General features: G+C 69.0%; 15 protein-coding genes and 2 pseudogenes. 6 read left to right on the top strand and 11 right to left on the bottom strand.

Annotation, left to right across the window (positions count from 1 at the left end):
• From ACIG5E_RS36650 to ACIG5E_RS36635, 4 genes and pseudogenes are all read right to left on the bottom strand, one after another.
• A pseudogene (locus ACIG5E_RS36650) lies at nt 1-278 on the bottom strand (potassium-transporting ATPase subunit B); the annotation flags it as partial.
• Nucleotides 278-1,942 (bottom strand): potassium-transporting ATPase subunit KdpA, encoded by a 1,665-nt coding sequence (gene kdpA / locus ACIG5E_RS36645; protein ID WP_396541149.1) that lies wholly within the window; start codon nt 1,940-1,942, stop codon nt 278-280. The gene kdpA and the pseudogene ACIG5E_RS36650, both read right to left, overlap by 1 nt.
• Nucleotide 1,943: 1 nt before the next feature.
• Nucleotides 1,944-2,033 carry a K(+)-transporting ATPase subunit F gene (kdpF, locus tag ACIG5E_RS36640; protein WP_097237446.1) on the bottom strand — a complete coding sequence of 30 codons (90 nt, stop codon included), beginning with the start codon at nt 2,031-2,033 and terminating at the stop codon, nt 1,944-1,946.
• A gap of 311 nt (nt 2,034-2,344) precedes the next feature.
• The gene (locus ACIG5E_RS36635; RefSeq protein ID WP_396541147.1) at nt 2,345-4,174 is read right to left on the bottom strand and encodes an APC family permease; all 1,830 of its coding nucleotides are present in this window, start codon (nt 4,172-4,174) and stop codon (nt 2,345-2,347) included.
• A 410-nt stretch (nt 4,175-4,584) separates the two neighbouring features.
• Here ACIG5E_RS36635 and ACIG5E_RS36630 point away from each other — a divergent pair, with 410 nt between their 5' ends.
• From ACIG5E_RS36630 to ACIG5E_RS36620, 3 genes are read left to right on the top strand one after another with little or no spacing between them, the layout of a single operon-like run.
• On the top strand, nt 4,585-5,733 hold the full coding sequence (locus tag ACIG5E_RS36630; protein ID WP_396541157.1) for a tyrosine-type recombinase/integrase: 1,149 nt from the start codon (nt 4,585-4,587) through the stop codon (nt 5,731-5,733).
• Nucleotides 5,730-6,113 (top strand): helix-turn-helix domain-containing protein, encoded by a 384-nt coding sequence (locus ACIG5E_RS36625; RefSeq protein WP_396541145.1) that lies wholly within the window; start codon nt 5,730-5,732, stop codon nt 6,111-6,113. Before ACIG5E_RS36630 ends, ACIG5E_RS36625 begins: the two co-directional genes overlap by 4 nt.
• A gap of 9 nt (nt 6,114-6,122) precedes the next feature.
• Nucleotides 6,123-8,552 carry a hypothetical protein gene (locus tag ACIG5E_RS36620; protein WP_396541143.1) on the top strand — a complete coding sequence of 810 codons (2,430 nt, stop codon included), beginning with the start codon at nt 6,123-6,125 and terminating at the stop codon, nt 8,550-8,552.
• Nucleotides 8,553-8,794: 242 nt separating this feature from the next.
• On the opposite strand, the gene ACIG5E_RS36615 is transcribed toward ACIG5E_RS36620, so the two are convergent.
• From ACIG5E_RS36615 to ACIG5E_RS36595, 5 genes are all read right to left on the bottom strand, one after another.
• Entirely contained in the window at nt 8,795-9,445 is a 651-nt protein-coding gene (locus ACIG5E_RS36615) for an NUDIX domain-containing protein (protein ID WP_396541141.1), read from the bottom strand.
• Nucleotides 9,446-9,589: 144 nt separating this feature from the next.
• Nucleotides 9,590-11,224 (bottom strand): hypothetical protein, encoded by a 1,635-nt coding sequence (locus tag ACIG5E_RS36610; protein ID WP_396541139.1) that lies wholly within the window; start codon nt 11,222-11,224, stop codon nt 9,590-9,592.
• Nucleotides 11,221-11,514: a hypothetical protein gene (locus tag ACIG5E_RS36605; protein ID WP_396541137.1), complete on the bottom strand. Its 294-nt coding sequence runs from the start codon at nt 11,512-11,514 to the stop codon at nt 11,221-11,223. Before ACIG5E_RS36605 ends, ACIG5E_RS36610 begins: the two co-directional genes overlap by 4 nt.
• Nucleotides 11,515-11,519: 5 nt before the next feature.
• Complete coding sequence (locus ACIG5E_RS36600) at nt 11,520-11,882, bottom strand: hypothetical protein (protein WP_396541135.1); 363 nt, start codon at nt 11,880-11,882, stop codon at nt 11,520-11,522.
• A gap of 571 nt (nt 11,883-12,453) precedes the next feature.
• Nucleotides 12,454-13,275 carry an SDR family NAD(P)-dependent oxidoreductase gene (locus ACIG5E_RS36595; RefSeq protein ID WP_396541133.1) on the bottom strand — a complete coding sequence of 274 codons (822 nt, stop codon included), beginning with the start codon at nt 13,273-13,275 and terminating at the stop codon, nt 12,454-12,456.
• A 529-nt stretch (nt 13,276-13,804) separates the two neighbouring features.
• Here ACIG5E_RS36595 and ACIG5E_RS36590 point away from each other — a divergent pair.
• The gene (locus tag ACIG5E_RS36590) at nt 13,805-13,993 is read left to right on the top strand and encodes a GNAT family N-acetyltransferase (protein ID WP_396541155.1); all 189 of its coding nucleotides are present in this window, start codon (nt 13,805-13,807) and stop codon (nt 13,991-13,993) included.
• A 365-nt stretch (nt 13,994-14,358) separates the two neighbouring features.
• On the opposite strand, the gene ACIG5E_RS36585 is transcribed toward ACIG5E_RS36590, so the two are convergent.
• The gene (locus tag ACIG5E_RS36585) at nt 14,359-15,441 is read right to left on the bottom strand and encodes a serine hydrolase domain-containing protein (protein WP_396541131.1); all 1,083 of its coding nucleotides are present in this window, start codon (nt 15,439-15,441) and stop codon (nt 14,359-14,361) included.
• A 206-nt stretch (nt 15,442-15,647) separates the two neighbouring features.
• Here ACIG5E_RS36585 and ACIG5E_RS36580 point away from each other — a divergent pair, with 206 nt between their 5' ends.
• Nucleotides 15,648-16,376 carry a helix-turn-helix domain-containing protein gene (locus tag ACIG5E_RS36580; RefSeq protein WP_396541129.1) on the top strand — a complete coding sequence of 243 codons (729 nt, stop codon included), beginning with the start codon at nt 15,648-15,650 and terminating at the stop codon, nt 16,374-16,376.
• A 51-nt stretch (nt 16,377-16,427) separates the two neighbouring features.
• Nucleotides 16,428-16,943: pseudogene (locus ACIG5E_RS36575) on the top strand (HAD hydrolase family protein); the annotation flags it as partial.
• Nucleotides 16,944-16,987: 44 nt separating this feature from the next.
• On the opposite strand, the gene ACIG5E_RS36570 reads toward ACIG5E_RS36575, so the two are convergent.
• The gene (locus tag ACIG5E_RS36570; RefSeq protein WP_396541127.1) at nt 16,988-17,419 is read right to left on the bottom strand and encodes a hypothetical protein; all 432 of its coding nucleotides are present in this window, start codon (nt 17,417-17,419) and stop codon (nt 16,988-16,990) included.
• Nucleotides 17,420-17,488 lie beyond the last annotated feature (69 nt).

The following is a 17,488-nucleotide window of genomic DNA, read 5'->3' as shown; positions in this document are numbered from 1 at the left end:
TTGGCGAAGACCGTGGTGAGCCAGAGCCAGACGGTGATCGACCACGCGAACACCGACGGGTTCGCAATCGCGGAGACGGTGGTGACCACCGAGCCGACCTCGACCACGAACATCACCGGGTTCTTGACCATCACCCGGGGGTCGAGCTTCTTCACCGCGTCCGGCAGCGAGGTGAGCAGCAGCTTCGGGTCGAGCAGGCCGCTGGAGACTCTGTGGGAGGCCGCACCCTCGGTCTTGCCGCCCGGCGTGGGAGAAGGAGTAAGCGTTGACGAGGACATCAGGAGGAAAGACCTTCCGCGAGCGGCCCGAGGGCCAGGGCCGGGAAGTAGGTGAGGCCGACGACGATCAGGACGACGCCCGACAGCAGACCCACGAACAGCGGCTTGTGGGTGGGCAGAGTGCCCGGGGTGGCCGGAACCGGCTGCTGCTGCGCGAGCGAGCCCGCCAGCGCCAGGACGAACACCATCGGCAGGAAGCGGCCGAAGACCATGCACAGGCCGAACACGGTGTCGTACCAGTCGGTGTTGACAGTCAGACCGCCGAACGCCGAGCCGTTGTTGTTGGCCGCCGAGGTGAACGCGTACAGCACCTCGGAGAAGCCGTGCGCACCGCTGTTGAGCATCCCGGCCCGCTCACCCGGCAGGGCCATTGCGATGCCCGTGCCGACCAGCACGATCGCCGGGGTCGTCAGGATGTACAGCGAGGCGAACTTCATCTCCCGGCCGCCGAGCTTCTTGCCCAGGTACTCGGGGGTGCGCCCGACCATCAGGCCGGCCACGAACACCGCCACGATCGCGAGGATCAGCATGCCGTAGAGGCCGGAGCCGGTGCCGCCGGGCGCGATCTCGCCGAGCATCATGTTGAACATCGTGATGCCGCCGCCGAACGGCGTGAACGAGTCGTGGAATGAGTTGACCGCACCGGTCGATGTCAGCGTCGTCGAAGAGGCGAACAGCGCGCTGGCCGCGACGCCGAAGCGCTGCTCCTTGCCCTCCATCGCGGCGCCCGCGGCCTGCAGGGCAGTGCCCCCGTGCTGCGACTCGGCGAAGGTGAGGAGCGCCGTCGACGCGACCCAGAAGATCGCCATGACGGCCGCGATCGCGTAGCCCTGGCGGTTGTCGCCGACCATCCGGCCGAAGGTGCGCGGCAGGGCGAACGGGATCAGCAGGATCAGGAAGATCTCCAGCCAGTTCGTGAACCCGGTCGGATTCTCGAACGGGTGCGCCGAGTTGGCGTTGAAGAAGCCGCCGCCGTTGGTGCCCAGCTCCTTGATGACCTCCTGCGAGGCCACCGGCCCGCCCGGGATCTTCTGCACGTCACCGGCGAGGCCGGCCACCTCGTGGAAGCCGTGGAAGTTCTGGATCACGCCGTTGGCCACCAGGACCAGCGCGAAGACGATCGAGATCGGCAGCAGCAGCCGCAGGTTGATCCGGACCAGGTCCACCCAGAAGTTGCCCAGCCGGTCCGTCCGGTTCCGGGTGAAGCCCCGGATCAGCGCGGCCACGATGGCGATGCCGACGGCCGCGGAGACGAAGTTCTGCACCGCCAGGCCCGCCATCTGCACCAGGTGTCCCATCGCGGACTCGCCGTTGTAGGACTGCCAGTTGGTGTTGGTGACGAACGAGATCGCGGTGTTCCAGGCCTGGTGGCCCTCCATCTGCGAAACGCCCAGGTTCAGCAGGAGGAAGGTCTGGAGGCGGATCAGGGCGTAGAGGAAGAGGACCGAGACGGCCGAGAAGGCCAGCACCGAGCGCAGGTACACCGGCCAGCGCTGATCGGCATCACCGTCCACGCCGATGACCTTGTAGATGCCGCGCTCGACTCTGAGGTGCTTGGAGGTGGTCAGGATGCGGGCGATGTAGTCGCCCAGGGGGCGGTAGCACAGGACCAGCGCGGCCACGAGGGCCAGGGCCTGCATCCAGCCCGCGAGAGTGGAGCTCATGTCAGAACTTCTCCGGGTAGATCAGCGCGACGACGAGGTAGCCGACGAGGGCGACGGCCACGATGAGACCTGCGATGTTCTCGGCGCTCACAGCTTCTCCACCCCCCGCGCGATCAGGGCGATGACGGCGAACACGGCGACCGTGACACCGACGTAGATGAGATCGGACATGGACTCCACCAGACTGGCTAGAGGATGTGCTCGCGAGCGGACAGGACGGCCTCGCGGCACCGGCTGAAACCGGCGGGAGCAGCAAACCAGCCGTGGGGGGCGCGTTAGGCCTCCCTGATGCCGTCCATACGGGTGGTCCGGAAACATTGACGCGGCGTTGATATCCGCGTCATGCACCCGAGACCGCGGCTTGTCCTGAACGTTTCGGCCGGCCGACGGCTGGGCCCGCCGCTACATCCGCATCCGCAGCCGGCAGACCACCGCATCGGTGTGCCGCCGCAGGGCGCGGTCGATCACCGCGCCGCGCCGGTTCTGCAAGGGCCGCTCCCACCAGTGCGCGGGCTCGACCTCGGGGATCAGCACGGTGAGCCGGTCGTAGGCGTGCTCCGCGCCGAGCTCGTTGACGAAGTCCGCGATCGGCCGGCCCAGCCTGCGGTGGTCCTCCGGGATCTCCACCAGCGGCACCCCGGGCTGCCACAGCTCCCAGTCCCGACGCAGCGCCTCGGCGTCCGCCCGCTCGTGCACCACGGTCACCGCCATGACCTCGTCGCCGAGCGAGAGCGCCGCCGACAGGCCGTCCCGGGTGAGCCGGGTGATCGCCGTCACCGGGACCACCACCAGGCTGCGCTGCCGGGTCACCGCGCCCGGCACCCGGCCCAGCTCCAGCCGCTCGCCGATCCGCGCGTAGCTGCGGTGGACCGCCTCGAACAGCACCACCAGCAACGGCAGGGCCACCACGATGCCCCAGGCGCCCTCGGTGAACTTGGTGCCGGCGACGACCAGGGTGGCGATGCCCGTCAGCAGTGCGCCGAAACCATTCAGCGCGGCCTTCCATTGCCAGCCGTCGGGCCGCTTCAGGCACCAGTGCCGGACCATCCCGACCTGGCAGATGGTGAAGCCGACGAAGACACCGATCGAGAACAGCGGCACCAGGCTGTTGACGTCGCCGCCGGAGGCGACCAGCAGCCCGGCCGAGACCACGGCGAGGAACAGCACGCCGTGCCGGTGGACCTGGCGGTCGGCGCGCAGCGCGAACACGTGCGGGAGGTGGTTGTCCCGGGCCAGCAGGTCCATCAGCACCGGCAGGCCGCCGAAGGAGGTGTTGGCTGCCAGGCCGAGCAGCACCACGGTGGCGAACTGGACGACGAAGAAGCCGACGCCGTGGCCGAGCGAGGCATCGGCGAGCTGGGCCAGCACGGTCACCCCCTCGACCGGCTGGAGGTGGAAGCGGCCGATCAGGACGGCCAGGCCGATCAGCATCACGCCGAGCAGGGCGCCGAGCGCGACCTCGGTGTGCTGGGCCCGCTTCACCCGCGGGGTGCGGAAGGACGGGACGGCGTTGGCCACCGCCTCGACGCCGGTCAGCGCCGAGCACCCGGCCGCGAAGGCCTTGAGCAACAGCAGCGCACCGACCGCGGTGGCGTTCTCGGCGAGCACCGAGGCGTGACCTGCGGCGGCCTCGGTGCTCGCCGGGGCGTCGCGGAACAGACCGACCACGACGATCGCCAGGATCGACAGCACGAACACGGCCGTCGGCACCATGAACCAGCGCGCCGACTCGGCTATCCCCCGCAGGTTCACCGCGGTGACGAGCGCGAGCACGCCCAGGCAGAGCCAGACCCGGTCGTCGTACAGGCTCGGCACCGCCGAGGTGAGCGCGGCCACACCGGCCGTCACCGAGACCGCGACGTTCAGGACGTAGTCGATGACCAGCGAGGCCGCCGCGGTGAGCGCCGTCCGCCGGCCCAGGTGCTCCTTGGCGACCGCGTACGACCCGCCGCCGTCCGGGAACGCCGCGATCACCTGCCGGTAGGACGCCACCAGCACCGCCAGCAGGACGGCGATCGCCACCGTGACGGGGACCGTGAAGCCCAGCCCGTACGCCCCGGCCGCGGCCAGCACCAGGACGATCGACTCCGGCCCGTACGCCACCGAGGCCATGGCGTCCAGCGAGAGGGCGGCCAGTCCGCCGAGCGCCGTGAGGCGGTGCCGTTCGTCACCCGCGCCGGTATCCGGCGGTTCGGGTTCGACCGTGACGGCCGGGGTGGTGGTGTCGGACATGCGTTCTCCATCGATCGTGATTGACACGATCGTGGAGCGCTGCCGACTCTCGGATCCCGTTGGCTACGTGCTCTTGATGCGAGCCGGGCGCGCCTTGACGCGATCTTGACGCTTCGAGCAATGTTGCGGCACGCGCACCACGGGCTCGGTCCCGTTCGCGCAGGCCAGCGCGACCGTCAATGCCCAGCGGAGTCGAGTTGTATCACGATCCGTCGGTCCCGTGCGGGAGTTGGCCTGCAAATCCCTCAATCGTGGTGTAGCTGTCGCATCAGTGTTGCGCGCTGCGCACCACCGCGTGGAAGGTGGGGCGGTGTACCGGACACGGAGGGTGACGGATGGGCCGAAATGCCGCAGGGGGCTCGGTAGCTGTTCCGGGCGTCGCGACGCTGCATGTGCTGCCGGGTGTGGCGATGCTCCGCCCCGAGGAGGCCGTATTCGAGAAGACACTGCAGGGCTTCGCGGACCACCAGCGAGCCCGCCGGCTGTCCTGGGACACGGTCAACACCAGGGCTCGTATCGCGCGCCAGGTCCAGGCGATGTCCGGCGGGTATCCGTGGGAGCCGGCTTGGAACAGGACGCTGTTCGACCGGTGGTCAGCGATGCTCGCGGACACCGTCGCCACATCCACCATGCGCAAGTACCAGAACGACCTTGCGCTCTACCTGAGTTATCTGAGCGATCCGGCCTACGAGTGGCCGCAGGTGTGCCTGAGCACATTCGGGATGTTCACCGGCTTCGCGCTGCGGGACCTGAACGCGGTCCGGCACGCGCAGGAGTACATCGGCCAGCCCAGCGGCAACCGGCCGTTGACCAGGGCAGAGGTGAAGACCTTCTTCGGGCAGATGGACCCGGAGATCAAGCGCCTGCGCGAACAGGGCCACAAGGGAGCCCTCGCCGCGGCCCGGGACCTGGCGATGTTCACGACGATGTACGGCTGGGGCCTGCGCCGCAGGGAGACGGCCCGGCTGGAGACCCACGACTGGCGGCGTCAGGCGAAGCTGCCCGAGTTCGGGGACTACGCGGGGCTGGCGGTCCGATGGGGGAAGGCCGGCGCCGGACAGCCTCCCAAGCGCCGGATGGTGATCTCGGTATGGCCGTGGGCGGTTCGCACCGTGCAGCTGTACATGGAGAACGTACGCCCACTGTTCTACAGCGACCGCCCGGACGACGGCGTCATGTTCCCCACCGAGCGCAACGAGATGATCTCGGAACGCGCGGTGAACCAGCGGTTCCAGCACTGGCGTGAGCTGGGCAAACTGCCCGCTCAGCTCGGCCCGCACTGCATGCGCCACACGTACGTGACCAGACTCATCGAGGCCGGCTACGACGGCCAGTTCGTCACCGACCAGGTCGGTCATTCGCACGCCGCGACCACCGCGATCTACACCGCGCTCAGCAACGACTTCAAGAACCTCAAGGTCCGAGAAAGCCTCGACGCGGCGGAGGAAGCGGCCCTGGCCCGCGCCTTCGCGATGGCCGACGCCGAGGCGGACATGGACGACGACTTCAGCGACCAGACGACACAGCCCCGCCCCGGCGGTTCGAGGAGGACCCGGTGAAAGCAGTACCGCACGGCGACGAACCGCAGGCCAGGAGCGCCCTCGAAGCCCTCCAGCCCCGCTACGAGTGGCGGCTGCGCGAGCTCATGGCCCTTCGCCGCAACTGGTACACCACCACCAAGCTCGCACCGGAACTGAGGAAGTACGGCTTCGACCTGGACCGCAGCAACATCTACCGGCTCGTGAAGGCCGACCGCCCGCCCAAGATGCCCGTCGAACTCATCCTGGCGCTCTGCAAGATCCTCAAGTGCACGTTCGAGGACCTCGTCGTCGAGATCGAGCCCGACGCCTCTCCCGCGGAACCCGCCGCGCGAGGGCCCCGACCCGTGGTCCCGGACATGCCGCTGCTGTCCGGCGACTTCTTCGACGCCGAAGGCTGACGGACCGCCATGCCCAAGACCGCCACCTGCGTCCGGTGCGGCCGGGACAAGGCCATCAGGAGCCAGGGCCTGTGCCACGCCTGTCACCGGACGGCCGACCCCAAGGAGACCTGCTCCCTCTGCGCCCGGCCCGGAACCGTAGCCGAGCGCCGCGCCGGCCAGCCCGTCTGCCACCGGTGCTGGCAGCGCGAACGCCGCAAGCCGCAGCTGTGCCACACCTGCGGACAGGCCAGGATCGCCGTCAGGAAGACCCCCGCCGGCGCCGTCATCTGCGCCGGCTGCCACCGCAAGGCCCTGTCCAAAGAGCCCTGCTGGGCCTGCGGCAAGCTCGTCATCCCAGCCGCCCGCACCGCGGAGGGCCCCTGGTGCACGCGCTGCCGCCAGCACCACCTCGCCGAACCGTGCTCACGCTGCGGCCTCACCAAACCGGTCGGCCTGCGCCAGGAGGACGGCAGCCCTGTCTGCCGAGCCTGCTACCAGCACGTTCACCCCCGCCCGCTGCACCAGTGCGTCGACTGCGGTGACGCCAGACCAGCCAGCCGCATCAGCGAAGACGGACCGCTGTGCGAAAAATGCGACGACCGCCGGGCGCCGATCGTCCTGTGCCCGCAGTGCGGCCGGCACAGAAGGGTCGGCATCCTCAGCACGGGCGTCTGCCGGGCCTGCGCCCGCCAAGCCACTCCACGGCATCCCTGCGTCAACTGCGGGCGCCTCCAACTCGCCGTCTACCGCGACGAGGACGGGAAGCCGTGGTGCGACGGCTGCCGCCGCGCGGACCAGGCACAGCCATGTACCGGATGCGGACGCCGCGCCGTGGTCACCGCCCGCGACGAGCGCGGCCCCTGGTGCGGACGCTGCTGGGAGAGCGTGCGACCCGGGCCGCTCTGTGGCGACTGCGGCACCCGGCCCTCGGCCCCCGTGACGACCGGGGACGGGACACCGCGCTGCGTGCCGTGCTACTCCGCCGCCATCGTGCCCTGCACACGCTGCACGACGCCGGCCCGGGCAGAGCGCCGCTGGCCGGAAGGACCCGTCTGCCTCACCTGCGTCGACGCGGTCCGCCTCACCCACGAGCAGTGCCACCGCTGCGGACAGCTCGGCGGGGTCTTCCGCCGCGAGGACAACGGGCCGCTGTGCCCCGAGTGCGCCGGCGTCACCTTCTCCTACCGCTGCCCGACCTGCGCAGGGATGGGCCGCCTCCTCCAGGGGCAGTGCCTGCCCTGCCGGGGCCGACTCGTCCTCGCCGAGGCGTTCACCGACGCCGACGGCCGCAGGTGCGACCGGCTCGCGCCGCTGGCGGAACTGCTGGAGAGGTACGACAACCCCTACTCGATGATCCTCTACCTGCGCCGGCCCGGCGGCCAGCTCATCCGCGACATGGTCAACGGGCGACTCCCGTGCACCCACGAAGCCCTCGACGCACTGCGCCAGACCACCTCGGTCCAGCAGCTCCGGGGCCTGCTCGTCCTGGCCGAGATACTCGAACCGCGAGAAGAGCAACTCGCACAGCTGAGAAGAGACTTCGCCCACTGCCTCGAAGAGTGCGCCACCACGGCGGACCGGGTTCTCCTCGCACGATACGCACGCTGGCACCTGATGCCCCTCGCGCACCAGCACGTCAGCCGTAGCGGCTTCACCCGCTTCCAGCGCGAGCACCTTCGTCGTCAGCTGAACGCCGCCCGGCTCCTCCTCGGCCACCTCCGCAGCCGCGGGCGAACGATCGACGGCATCACCCAGCACCTCATCGACCGGTGGCTCATCGCCAACCCAACCCTCCAGCACTACGCCCGGCCGTTCCTCCTCTGGGCCGCGACCTGCGGCCTCGCACCCACTGACGTCGCCATCGCCACCTCCAGCAGGCACGGCGAACGCGCCATCATGAACGACACCGACCGAGTGCTCACCGCGCTCAGACTGGAAACCGACGAGAGCCTGCCGCTCGCGGACCGCGTCGCCGGCTGCCTCGTCCTGCAGTACGGCCAGAGCACCGACCGCATCGTGAACATCACCCTCGCCCAGGTCCACATCCACCCCGACGAACCCGGAGTCCTGGGCCTCCAGCTCGGCCGCGAAACACTCTGGCTCCGCCCGCGGCTGTCAGCCCTCCTCCAACAACTCGTCCACGAACGCCGCCCTCTGTCCGCGCCCCTCAAGGACCAGGAGACCCCCTATCTCTTTCCCGGCCTTCGCCCCTCGCGCCCGCTCAGCTCGAACACGCTGCAACGACGCCTCCAGCGCCTCGGCGTTCCCAGCGCCAGCAAGGCACGCAACGGCGCCTGGCTGGCACTCGTCGGCGCGGTCCACTGGAAGATGCTCGCCGACCTCCTGGGCGCCGCAGACGGCACCGCCCACCACTGGCACAAATGGAACGGAGGAGACCGAGCCAGCTACGTCGCCAGTCGCCTCCGAGTAGCACAAGTCCCAACGAGCCCAGAGTGAGCTGTTGCAGGCGTAGACCGTGAGGGCGGGATCACCGCGGCAGCTGCCGTGACCCACCCCCAAGCACGCCCGCTACCAGACCTTTTCCGCCCACAGCCGCCGCGGCCAGAGCGCACTCACGGACGCCCGACTATTTCATGATCATGACCGGTTGCGCCTTCACCAGACCCGTGAAGCTGTATCCGGCTCGGTCGATGTCGGAGGTGACGTTCACTGGTCCGAATGGACCATGGCCTAGCCAGCTACAGAGCGCCCCTTCGCGGTGAGGTTTCTTCGGCTGGAACCAATGGGCGCTGCGCGAGCGGCACATTGTTTCTGAGGAAGGTCAGAATGTCGCGATACCAGTCCACCGGGGGGTTGGCCCAGCTTTGGATCACCTGCCAGGTTTTCAGATCCAGAATGTCCCAGATTTGCACCACCTCCAGTTCGTTGTCCCGTGGTGCGGCTGGGTACTTCGGGCGAATCTGATTGTAGTCCGTGATGATTTTGTTGCATATGTCTCGCGCGGCATATCCCGCATCGAGCAGACATATGTTGTCGAGATAGTTTTTGAATTCTCTGAGGTTTTCCTCGGTGGTGTTAAAATAAGCTGCCGAGTACGTGCCCCAGTCGTTTGTGGCCGAGGGGAGAAGCCCGATGTTTATGTTGGTCTCTTCAACAAGCTCCCGTATCGCGGCCTTCTCGATTCTCTCACCGGGATCCCTTTCGCCGCCGGGGAGGCACGGGCCACCGCCCCCGTTGAGGGGCTGTCCCCAGGGTTTGAGTTCACCGCGATTCTTCTTGCGGTCCCAGAAGAAGTACCCCTTCTGGAGTTTCGTGGCGATGGCGAAGTAGCGGTGCGCCGGGAGGGCGTCGTCCGTGTAGAGGACAGCGTAGGCGTATCTGCGGGGCATGGGATGCCTCCGGTCGGAAGGTCGGTTTTATCGAGGGCGCCACAGACTCTGGCTCGCCGATCGCGGAACCAAGCGCTAGGTCACTTCTGCCGAGCTCTGCGGGGTTTTCCGGCGAGCTGCTGTTATGCATGTTCCGGGTGGCGGTCACGAGCAGCTTCCTGTCATCCGGCAGATTGCGGCCACGATGTCGGGCACTGCGGTGATGCCTTTGCTCCCCTGGTCCACAATGAAGGACAGTGCGTCTTCCTGCGTGATTCCGGCCAGGCCGGCGAGCCAGATCACCACCGCCGACTCCGGCGCCAGCGTCGCCACGCCATAGGCGATGGCAGCCGCGATGAGCACGGCGCCGGCGTAGCCGCCGAACTGGCAGGCGGCACAGCCCCAGCTGGAGTCTTCGGCCGAGGGCGCGTTGTCGGAATCGCACATCTGTCGCAGGGTGGCCTCGATCGTGGCCTGTGCGTTGAACACCGGCAGCGTGGTGAGGGTCACCTGGAAATCCTCATCGGTGTCGTCGGCGCCCTGCACGGTGGCTGTCCACACGCCGCTCTGGGGGGCCAGCTGCAGCATCGAGGTGACCAGCCCGTTGGCCATGTCGACCACCGAGCCGGTGGCGTTTGGAGGGCTCGGTGTGTTCACCGGGGATCCGTCGGGGCGTACCACGGTCAGGCCGACGCCGGGGACCGGCGTTCCCTCGGCGTCCTGTACGGCGGCCAGCAGGAAGCCCGACGCGGGGGGCACCTGCAGCGACACGGTGTCCGAGGTGACGATCGTGTTCAGGCGCAGACTCGGTACCGGCGCGGCGGCCGTCTCCGCCGCGGCAGGCGCCGCCACGCAGGCCACGTACATCTGGGGGCCGGTGCCGGTGACCGAGCGCAGCGGCAGTTCGCCGCCGGGTTCATCGAGTGGCGCCCAGGCGCCCGCTGGCAGCTGCAGACAGTAGGCGAGTCCGTCAACTGCTGGCGCCAGCACGGTCAACCCGCCGAGGGGGTCGGCGAGCAGACCCGCGGTGACGGTGTCCCCGGTGAGCAGGACCGCGTCTGCCGGATGGCCGACGGGGGTGAATTGGCCGGGGGTACCACCGACCGGCGCGGTGTAGCCATGGCCGTCGGTGCCCACCGCGAACACTGCCGCCTGGCCGCCCGGGGCCCGTGCGACGGCCACCGGCCCGGAGATCGACGTCGACGGCGGGTGGCCAGCGCACTGCCAGCCGCCCCATCCGGACGAGGGCGTGCCGGAGATGGTGTGCAGCTGCCCGTCCGCGCCGACCGCGACGGCCAGTACCGCACCGCCCGACACAGTGGTGATAGCGCAGTCACCGAGCAAGGAGACGCCGGCAGCCGGCGCTCCCAGATCGGTCCAGCCCGACCAGGGCTGGCCCGTCGGCCGGTTGACCGTCCACAGGTTGCCATCCCCGCCGACCGCCACCGACACTGTTCCGGTGCTGGCCGCGGCGACCGCGCAGCCCGCGGAAAGGTTGATCTCGGGAGGATAGCCGACCTTGGTCCAACTCGCCGACCAGCCGCTGCTAGCCGGCGACTCGACGCAGTAGAGGCTGCCGTCGGTGCCGACCGCCACGGCCACTAGAGCATCGCCCTGCCGGCCGTCGGCCGCCGTGTTCAAGAAGGGCACCGGCGCATCGGCCAGCGGCCCCCAACCGGTCCAGTCGCCGCCCGGCAGCGCCTGGAAGCACGCGCGGACGGTGCCGCTGGCGACGCCGAGCCCGATCGCGTTGGTATCCGGGCCGCGGACCAGCCCACCGGCGACGGTCGCGGCACTCATGAGCCCTGGAACGACACGGCGATCGCGGTCACTGACCCGCTCCACTCGCGATAGTTGGTGTTGTTGTCACGTAGCGTCACGGTGCACTGAGCCTCTTGCACGCTGAGAGCCTCGACGTTGACCTGCAGCCGGCCGAAGCCATACTCGTCGCTGTTCGTGTACTCCAGGTCGAACGAGTTCAGGAAGACCTGCATGCTCGTGGTGCCGCTGGGCACGGAGACGCTCTGGTTCACCGTGCGGGTGCTGTCCTTCGAATCATCGAAATCGAAGTTCACCGTCTGGATGCCCAAGACGTTCAGCATGATCTGCCCTTTCTGCCGTAGTATTCAAAACTCGGTACCGAGCCCGAGTCCACCTTCGCCACCCGCTGCTTCTGGCGATTTTGACCACTGTCTCGGTTAATGCAAAGCGGGTGGAGGCTGCTCACAGCCCTGGGCATGGAATTCCCACGTCCCAGCACCTCATGCGGACGCCGAAGATCCGGAGGAGGTTCGGTCCAGGGGCGAGCGGTAGCTGTTGATGTTCTCGTGGTGCCGCTATTCGAGGAGGTCGGGTCCACCTTGCACCCCCGATGGTTAGCGGCGTTGGAGACGTACAGGTTTCCGGCGGAGTCCGTAGCGATACCTGTGGGCTGCTTCAGTTCACTGTTGGTCGCCACGAACGCGCCACTTCCGGCCACCGTGGAAATGGAGTACTCGGCGGCAACGGAACCCTGGGTCTCCCTGTGGAGCGGCTTCCGGGCCAACCGCTGCGAGCAATTCACCACAAATCCTAGCTGCGGGGTTCAGGCATCCGCATCTCGGCCTCGTCCGCCCATGGCCCTCGGACCCCAGGGCGCCCCCAGGGCGGCGGCGAAGTCGCTCCATGCAGATCGCACGCCCAGGTGAGGGATTGAGAACAGCCTCCGCAGATGGAACACGACCCGATGACTGCCCCCGCTCGTCACTGTCAGCGTTCAGTAGTTTACGCATTCGGCAGAGCCGAGTATTGCTCTCCGCCAGCAGCGCCGACATGCCCGCCCCCTGGCGGCACTCGTCCTCCGCAGCCCGGACAAGTGCCGCCAAGGGGCGCGGGGTGCACCCGGTGCCAGTGGCACGCGGCACCGGGTGGGTTCAGGAGGTCAGCTCACCCGGTGCGGCCGTGGTTCGCATTCTTCTTCCGACGGGCCTTCTTCTTGCGGGCGTGCTTGGACATCGTGCTCTTTCTCGTGATCGTCGGGTTGGTACGGTTCAGGCGGCCCGGCCGACCAGCTGGTCGGCGAGCTTGGCCAGGCGCTTCAGCGATCGCTCCTCCTGCGCGGCCGGCGCGGCCGGCGCGATGACGTCACCGTCGAAGTAGGCGCCGTTGGCGACGACCGTCTCGGGCAGGCAGAGCCGCACCACGGCCGCCGCACCCTCCGCCGCCGGCGCGCCGACCCGCCCGTACAGCGGCAGCAGCGCGGTGTCGCACAGGCCCGGGTTGAGGCTGACGGCCGTGATGCCGGAGCCGGCCGGGGCCATGTCGGCGGTCGCCATGGTGAGCGCGAGCTGGGACTGCGCGTACGCGGCGACCCGCGAGTACTTCTTCACCCGGTGCGGGTCCGACCAGTTCATCGACGCGGTGCGGTGCAACGAGGACGACACGTTGACGATCCGCGCATCGCCGGCCGCCGAAAGCGGGGCCCGCAGCAGCTTGGAAAGCAGGTGCGCGGCAAGGAAGTTGACCTGCAGCGAGACCTCGTTGCCGTCGTCGGTGAGCGTGCAGCGCTCGGGTGCCATCGCGGCGGCGTTGTTCACCAGCAGGTCCAGCGACGGGTAGTGCTTGACGACCGTGCCGGCCAGCACGGCAACCTCCGACAGCTTGGTGAAGTCGGCTGCCAGCTCGACCAGTTGGTCGCGGCGGGCGCCCGCGGCGACCAGGCGCTCGACGGCGGCCTCCGCCTCGGCGGTGGTACGGGCGTGCACGAGCACGGTCGCACCGTGCCCGGTGAGCAGCCGGGCGGTCTCCCAGCCGATGCCGGAGGACGCGCCGGTGACGAGGGCGGTGCGGGCGGACAGAACAGCGTCGGACATGACTCATCCAAGGGTGGAAGGCACCGGCGGGGTGCGAAGGCAGGGCAGCACGAAGCCGCACGTCTCCGGGGCCGCCGGCGCGAAAATGATGTGATGCGAGGAGAGCGCTCGCCCGCCCCTGGCCCTCGGAGCCGCTCAGGACAGGGGACGGGCTGCGGTGATCGGCACGGGCGACAGCGAACAAACCCCGAGCCCGTGCGGCCGGCGACCAGCGGGAAGGAGCTCGGTCCTACCGGACGGCGATGGCGACCGCGACAACGACGAGCCGCGGCCGGCTATGCGGCGGGCGGTCGTGGTGGCGTGTCGAACGGTGCATGTCCCCCATCAAAGCCCTGCCGGATGCCTGGGGCAAGCTCGTTCACCCTTCCTGACGAACCCCTGACGCGCCGCCAACACGTCGTTGATGCTCAGGCCCAACTGCCGTTGAGCATCCGGGACTTCGCCAAGGTCCCGTCAGCAGGAGCTCTGCCGCGGCCCTCGCACACTCGCAGCGAGCGGTTTCGTCTGGGGCGCGTTCCTCGGGCCGTACCTGGCCTCGCCCGCCTGCGGCTACCTCGCCGGACGGGAACACCTGGACCTCGTCGTGGCGACCGACCCGGCCTTCCGCCGGCTCGACCTCGCACTCGCGTGCGTCCACGCCGCCACCGCTGCCACCCTCGCACAGGGGCTCACCCCGACCTGGTCGGCGCCGCGGAGCAACCGCGCGAGCCTTATCTGAGGTGCCCCGGAAGCCGCTAGGCACGTGAGGGACGATGCCAGCAGGGCCACATACGGATATCTGGGGGTCCGTGAGGCACGTACGACGCGGCGGCAAGCAAACGTTTCGGTCGAAAAGTTTGGATTGTCAGTTCGAGCCGACACCACCTTCGTGAGCAGCACCGCCCGGGCCTCGCCACCGCGGGAGGCGTCGTAGGAGTCGGCCCCGGCGCTGTAGTCGATCACGGCATCAACCTGGCGGACCCCACTCGGAGGATGCCCGGCCCCGCCGCAGGGGATGCGGAAGCCTTCGGCCACCGTTGCCCGGAACCGTGCCGAGCCGTGATGGCCTGATGTCGCACGGGGCGCCCGTGATGTGACGGTATATCAGGCTGCGGGGCGGAACATGGTGTCGAGGACCTCGGGGAAGAGGTCGAGCGGCGGGCAGTTCCAGTCGCCGTTGACGTTCATGGCCGCCACCCGGCTGCCGTCGCGGGTGCCGTAGAGGTAGGACCAGTTTCCGGTGATCATGCCGCCATGGCCGAACACCGTGGTTCCGCAGGGCAGTTCGAAGGAGGACAGGCCCAGGCCGTAGCTGTAGCCGTCGAGCCAGACGCCGTCCGGCACGGGGGTCATGGTGAGCATCTCGTCCAGCTGCGCGGGCGGCAGCAGCCGGCCGCCGAGCAGCTCGCCGAGGAAGGCGGTGAGGTCGCCGGTGGTGGAGATGAGCTCGCCGGTGGCGAAGCCGTACGTGGCGTCCAGCTCGGTGACGTCGTAGACGGGAGCGTCGCTCTCCTGCACGGTCAGGCGGGAGTAGCTGTGGGTGTGCGGGCCGCGGAAGACGGTCTCCTTGCCGGCCGGGTAGGTGCTGGTGAGCTTGAGAGGGCGCAGGATCCGCAGTTCCAGCACGTCGGCGTAGGACATACCGGTGGCCTTCTCGATGATCAGGCCGGCCAGGACGAAGTTGGTGTTGGAGTAGGCGAAGCCCTCGCCGGGGGCGAAGTCGGGCTTGTGGGCGAGGGAGATCTTCACCAGTTCCTCGGGGGTCCAGCGGTCGAAGCGGTGGCCGAGCATTTCGGGGCTGGCGTAGCGGCGGAGCATGTCCTCGTCGAGAGTGAAGGCGAACAGGCCACTGCGGTGGCCGAGCAGGTGACGGATGGTGATCGTGTTGCCGTCGTGGCCGTTGCCGCGGATCAGGCCGGGGAGCCACTTCTCCACCGTGTCGTCCAGGCCGAGCACGTACTCGGCGGCGAGCTGCAGCACGATCGTGGCGGTGAAGGTCTTGGTGATGCTGCCGACCCGGATCTGCTCCTCGGCCAGCCGCTGGCGTGCGGTGCCGAGCTCGGCGGTGCCGGCCGCCGTGAAGTGGCGCCGCGCGCCGTCGCGGACCTCGGCGACCATGCCGGGAAAGCCCTGTTCGGTGACGGCCCGGTCCATGACCTGCTTGACGGTGGCGGTGGTGGTGGCCATTTCGGAACTCCTCTGCGTCGGCTGCCGCGTCCTTCGCGACATGAAAAAGGCTATGTTGCGTTCGCGGTGCTAGCAATCACAAACTTGCGAAGTGGCTGCATTTATGCAGGTCAAAGCTTTGTTTTCTTGCAATGAGTATGTCGATGAATGCAAGTGCTGCCTGGAATGTGTTGCAATGGATGTGGTTGCAACACGGAGGAGGGACCATGCCCGGAGGCAGACTCACTCAGCAGGACCGGCGGCAGATCGCAGTCGGCCTGGCCGAGGACCTCTCGTACACCGAGATCGCCAAACGCCTGGACCGGCCGACCTCCACCATCACCCGTGAGGTGATGCGCAACGGTGGCCCGGCGGGCTACCGGTCCGACCGGGCACAGAAGGCCACCGAGCGGCGGGCCCGCCGCGGCCGCCCGCCCGCCGGCCAGCCCTCTCCGTCTCCAGCCGCCGACCGGGCCGGACGGGACGCGGGAACGGTCCAGGACTTCGCCGACAGGTTCACCGACCTGCTGGTCGCCACCGGCATCCCGCGGATGATGGCCGGGGTTCTCGCCTGCCTTTACACCTGCGACAGCGGCAGTCTCACCGCCGCCGAACTGGCCCAGCGGCTCAAGGTCAGCCCCGCCTCGGTCTCCAAGGCCGTCGGCTACCTGGAGGAGCAGGAGTTGATCCGCCGCGAACGCGACCCGCAGGCGCGGCGCGACCGGTACGTCATCGACGAGGACGTGTGGTTCCGGGCCATGCTGGCCAGCGCCCGGATGAACGCGGTCCTCGCCGAAGGGGCGAAGGACGGTGCCGCAGCCCTCGGCACCGGCACCCCCGCGGGCACCCGGCTCACCGACATGGGCCGTTTCCTGGACCGGGTCGGCGAGGATCTGGTCCGCTCTGCCGAGCACTGGAGAACGGTCTTCACCGCAGAGCGGGACGCCCAGCGCTGACCACGCACCACCCGAGGCCGAAGGCCGATGCCCTCAACCACGGCAAGACCTCTCGCCATGACCGGGGACGGCACCAACGACGCCCCCGCCCTCGCCCAGGCCGACGTCGGCGTCGCCATGAACTCCGGCACCCCGGCCGCCAAGGAGGCCGGCAACATGGTCGACCTCGACTCCAACCCGGCCAAGCTGATCGACATCGTCCGGGTCGGCAAGCAACTCCTCATCACCCGGGGCGCGTTGACTACCTTCTCAATCACCAACGACGTGGCCAAGTTCTTCGCGATCATCCCCGCGATGTTCGCGAACGCCTACCCCGGGCTGCACCACCTCAACATCATGGGCCTGCACAGCCCCACCTCGGCGATCGCCTCCGCGATCATCTTCAACGCGCTGATCATCATCGCCCTGATCCCACTCGCGCTGCGCGGCGTGCGCTACCAGCCCGCGTCCGCCACCGACCTCCTGCGGCGCAACCTCCGCGTCTACGGACTCGGCGGGCTGATACTGCCCTTCCTAGGCATCAAGGCGATCGACTTGCTCATCCAGTTCATCCCCGGTCTCGGGTAGCAGACCGGCTCGCCGCCTCGGGGACAACAGCGAGGCGGCGGCCCTCAACCGCGGTGACGCTCGGCCCCCTCGCCGACCGAGAAGCGCTCGACGCGGATCGCCCGGCGCGGCAAGGCGGCGGGCAACGACAGCACCAGAGCGGCAACGGTGAAGAGGACGAAGTGCTCGCTCTCGATCCCCACTCCGGACCAGCCGAGTTCGGCATGGCGGTGTTCGGCGAAGGCGTTGCAGCACAGCCAGGCGGACATGCCGACCACCGGCGCGGCCAAGGGCCGGGAAAACGCTCCGGCCAGCGCGGCCAACCCGGTGTAGGCGATGTACGGGAACCAGCCGGCGTGGAGTTCGTCCAGCCAGCCGAGGCCCAGCGCGAGCGCACCACCGGCGACCAGGGCCACCGTGCCGGACACCGCGACCGGCAGGCGGTCGAGGACAGGGCGGTAGCGACGGCCGCCGGGGCGGGCGGAGTACATGCGCATGGTCCCGTCCCAGCTTCGCCGCGAGTTTGTTCGACGCCACCCAACCCGACGGCCACAGGGCCGCCGCCT

The sequence above is a fragment of the Kitasatospora sp. NPDC053057 genome, assembly GCF_044546945.1.
Classification (GTDB): domain Bacteria; phylum Actinomycetota; class Actinomycetes; order Streptomycetales; family Streptomycetaceae; genus Kitasatospora.
Note: the sequence above shows the minus strand (reverse complement) of the source record. Positions and strands in the feature narration are given on the sequence as shown.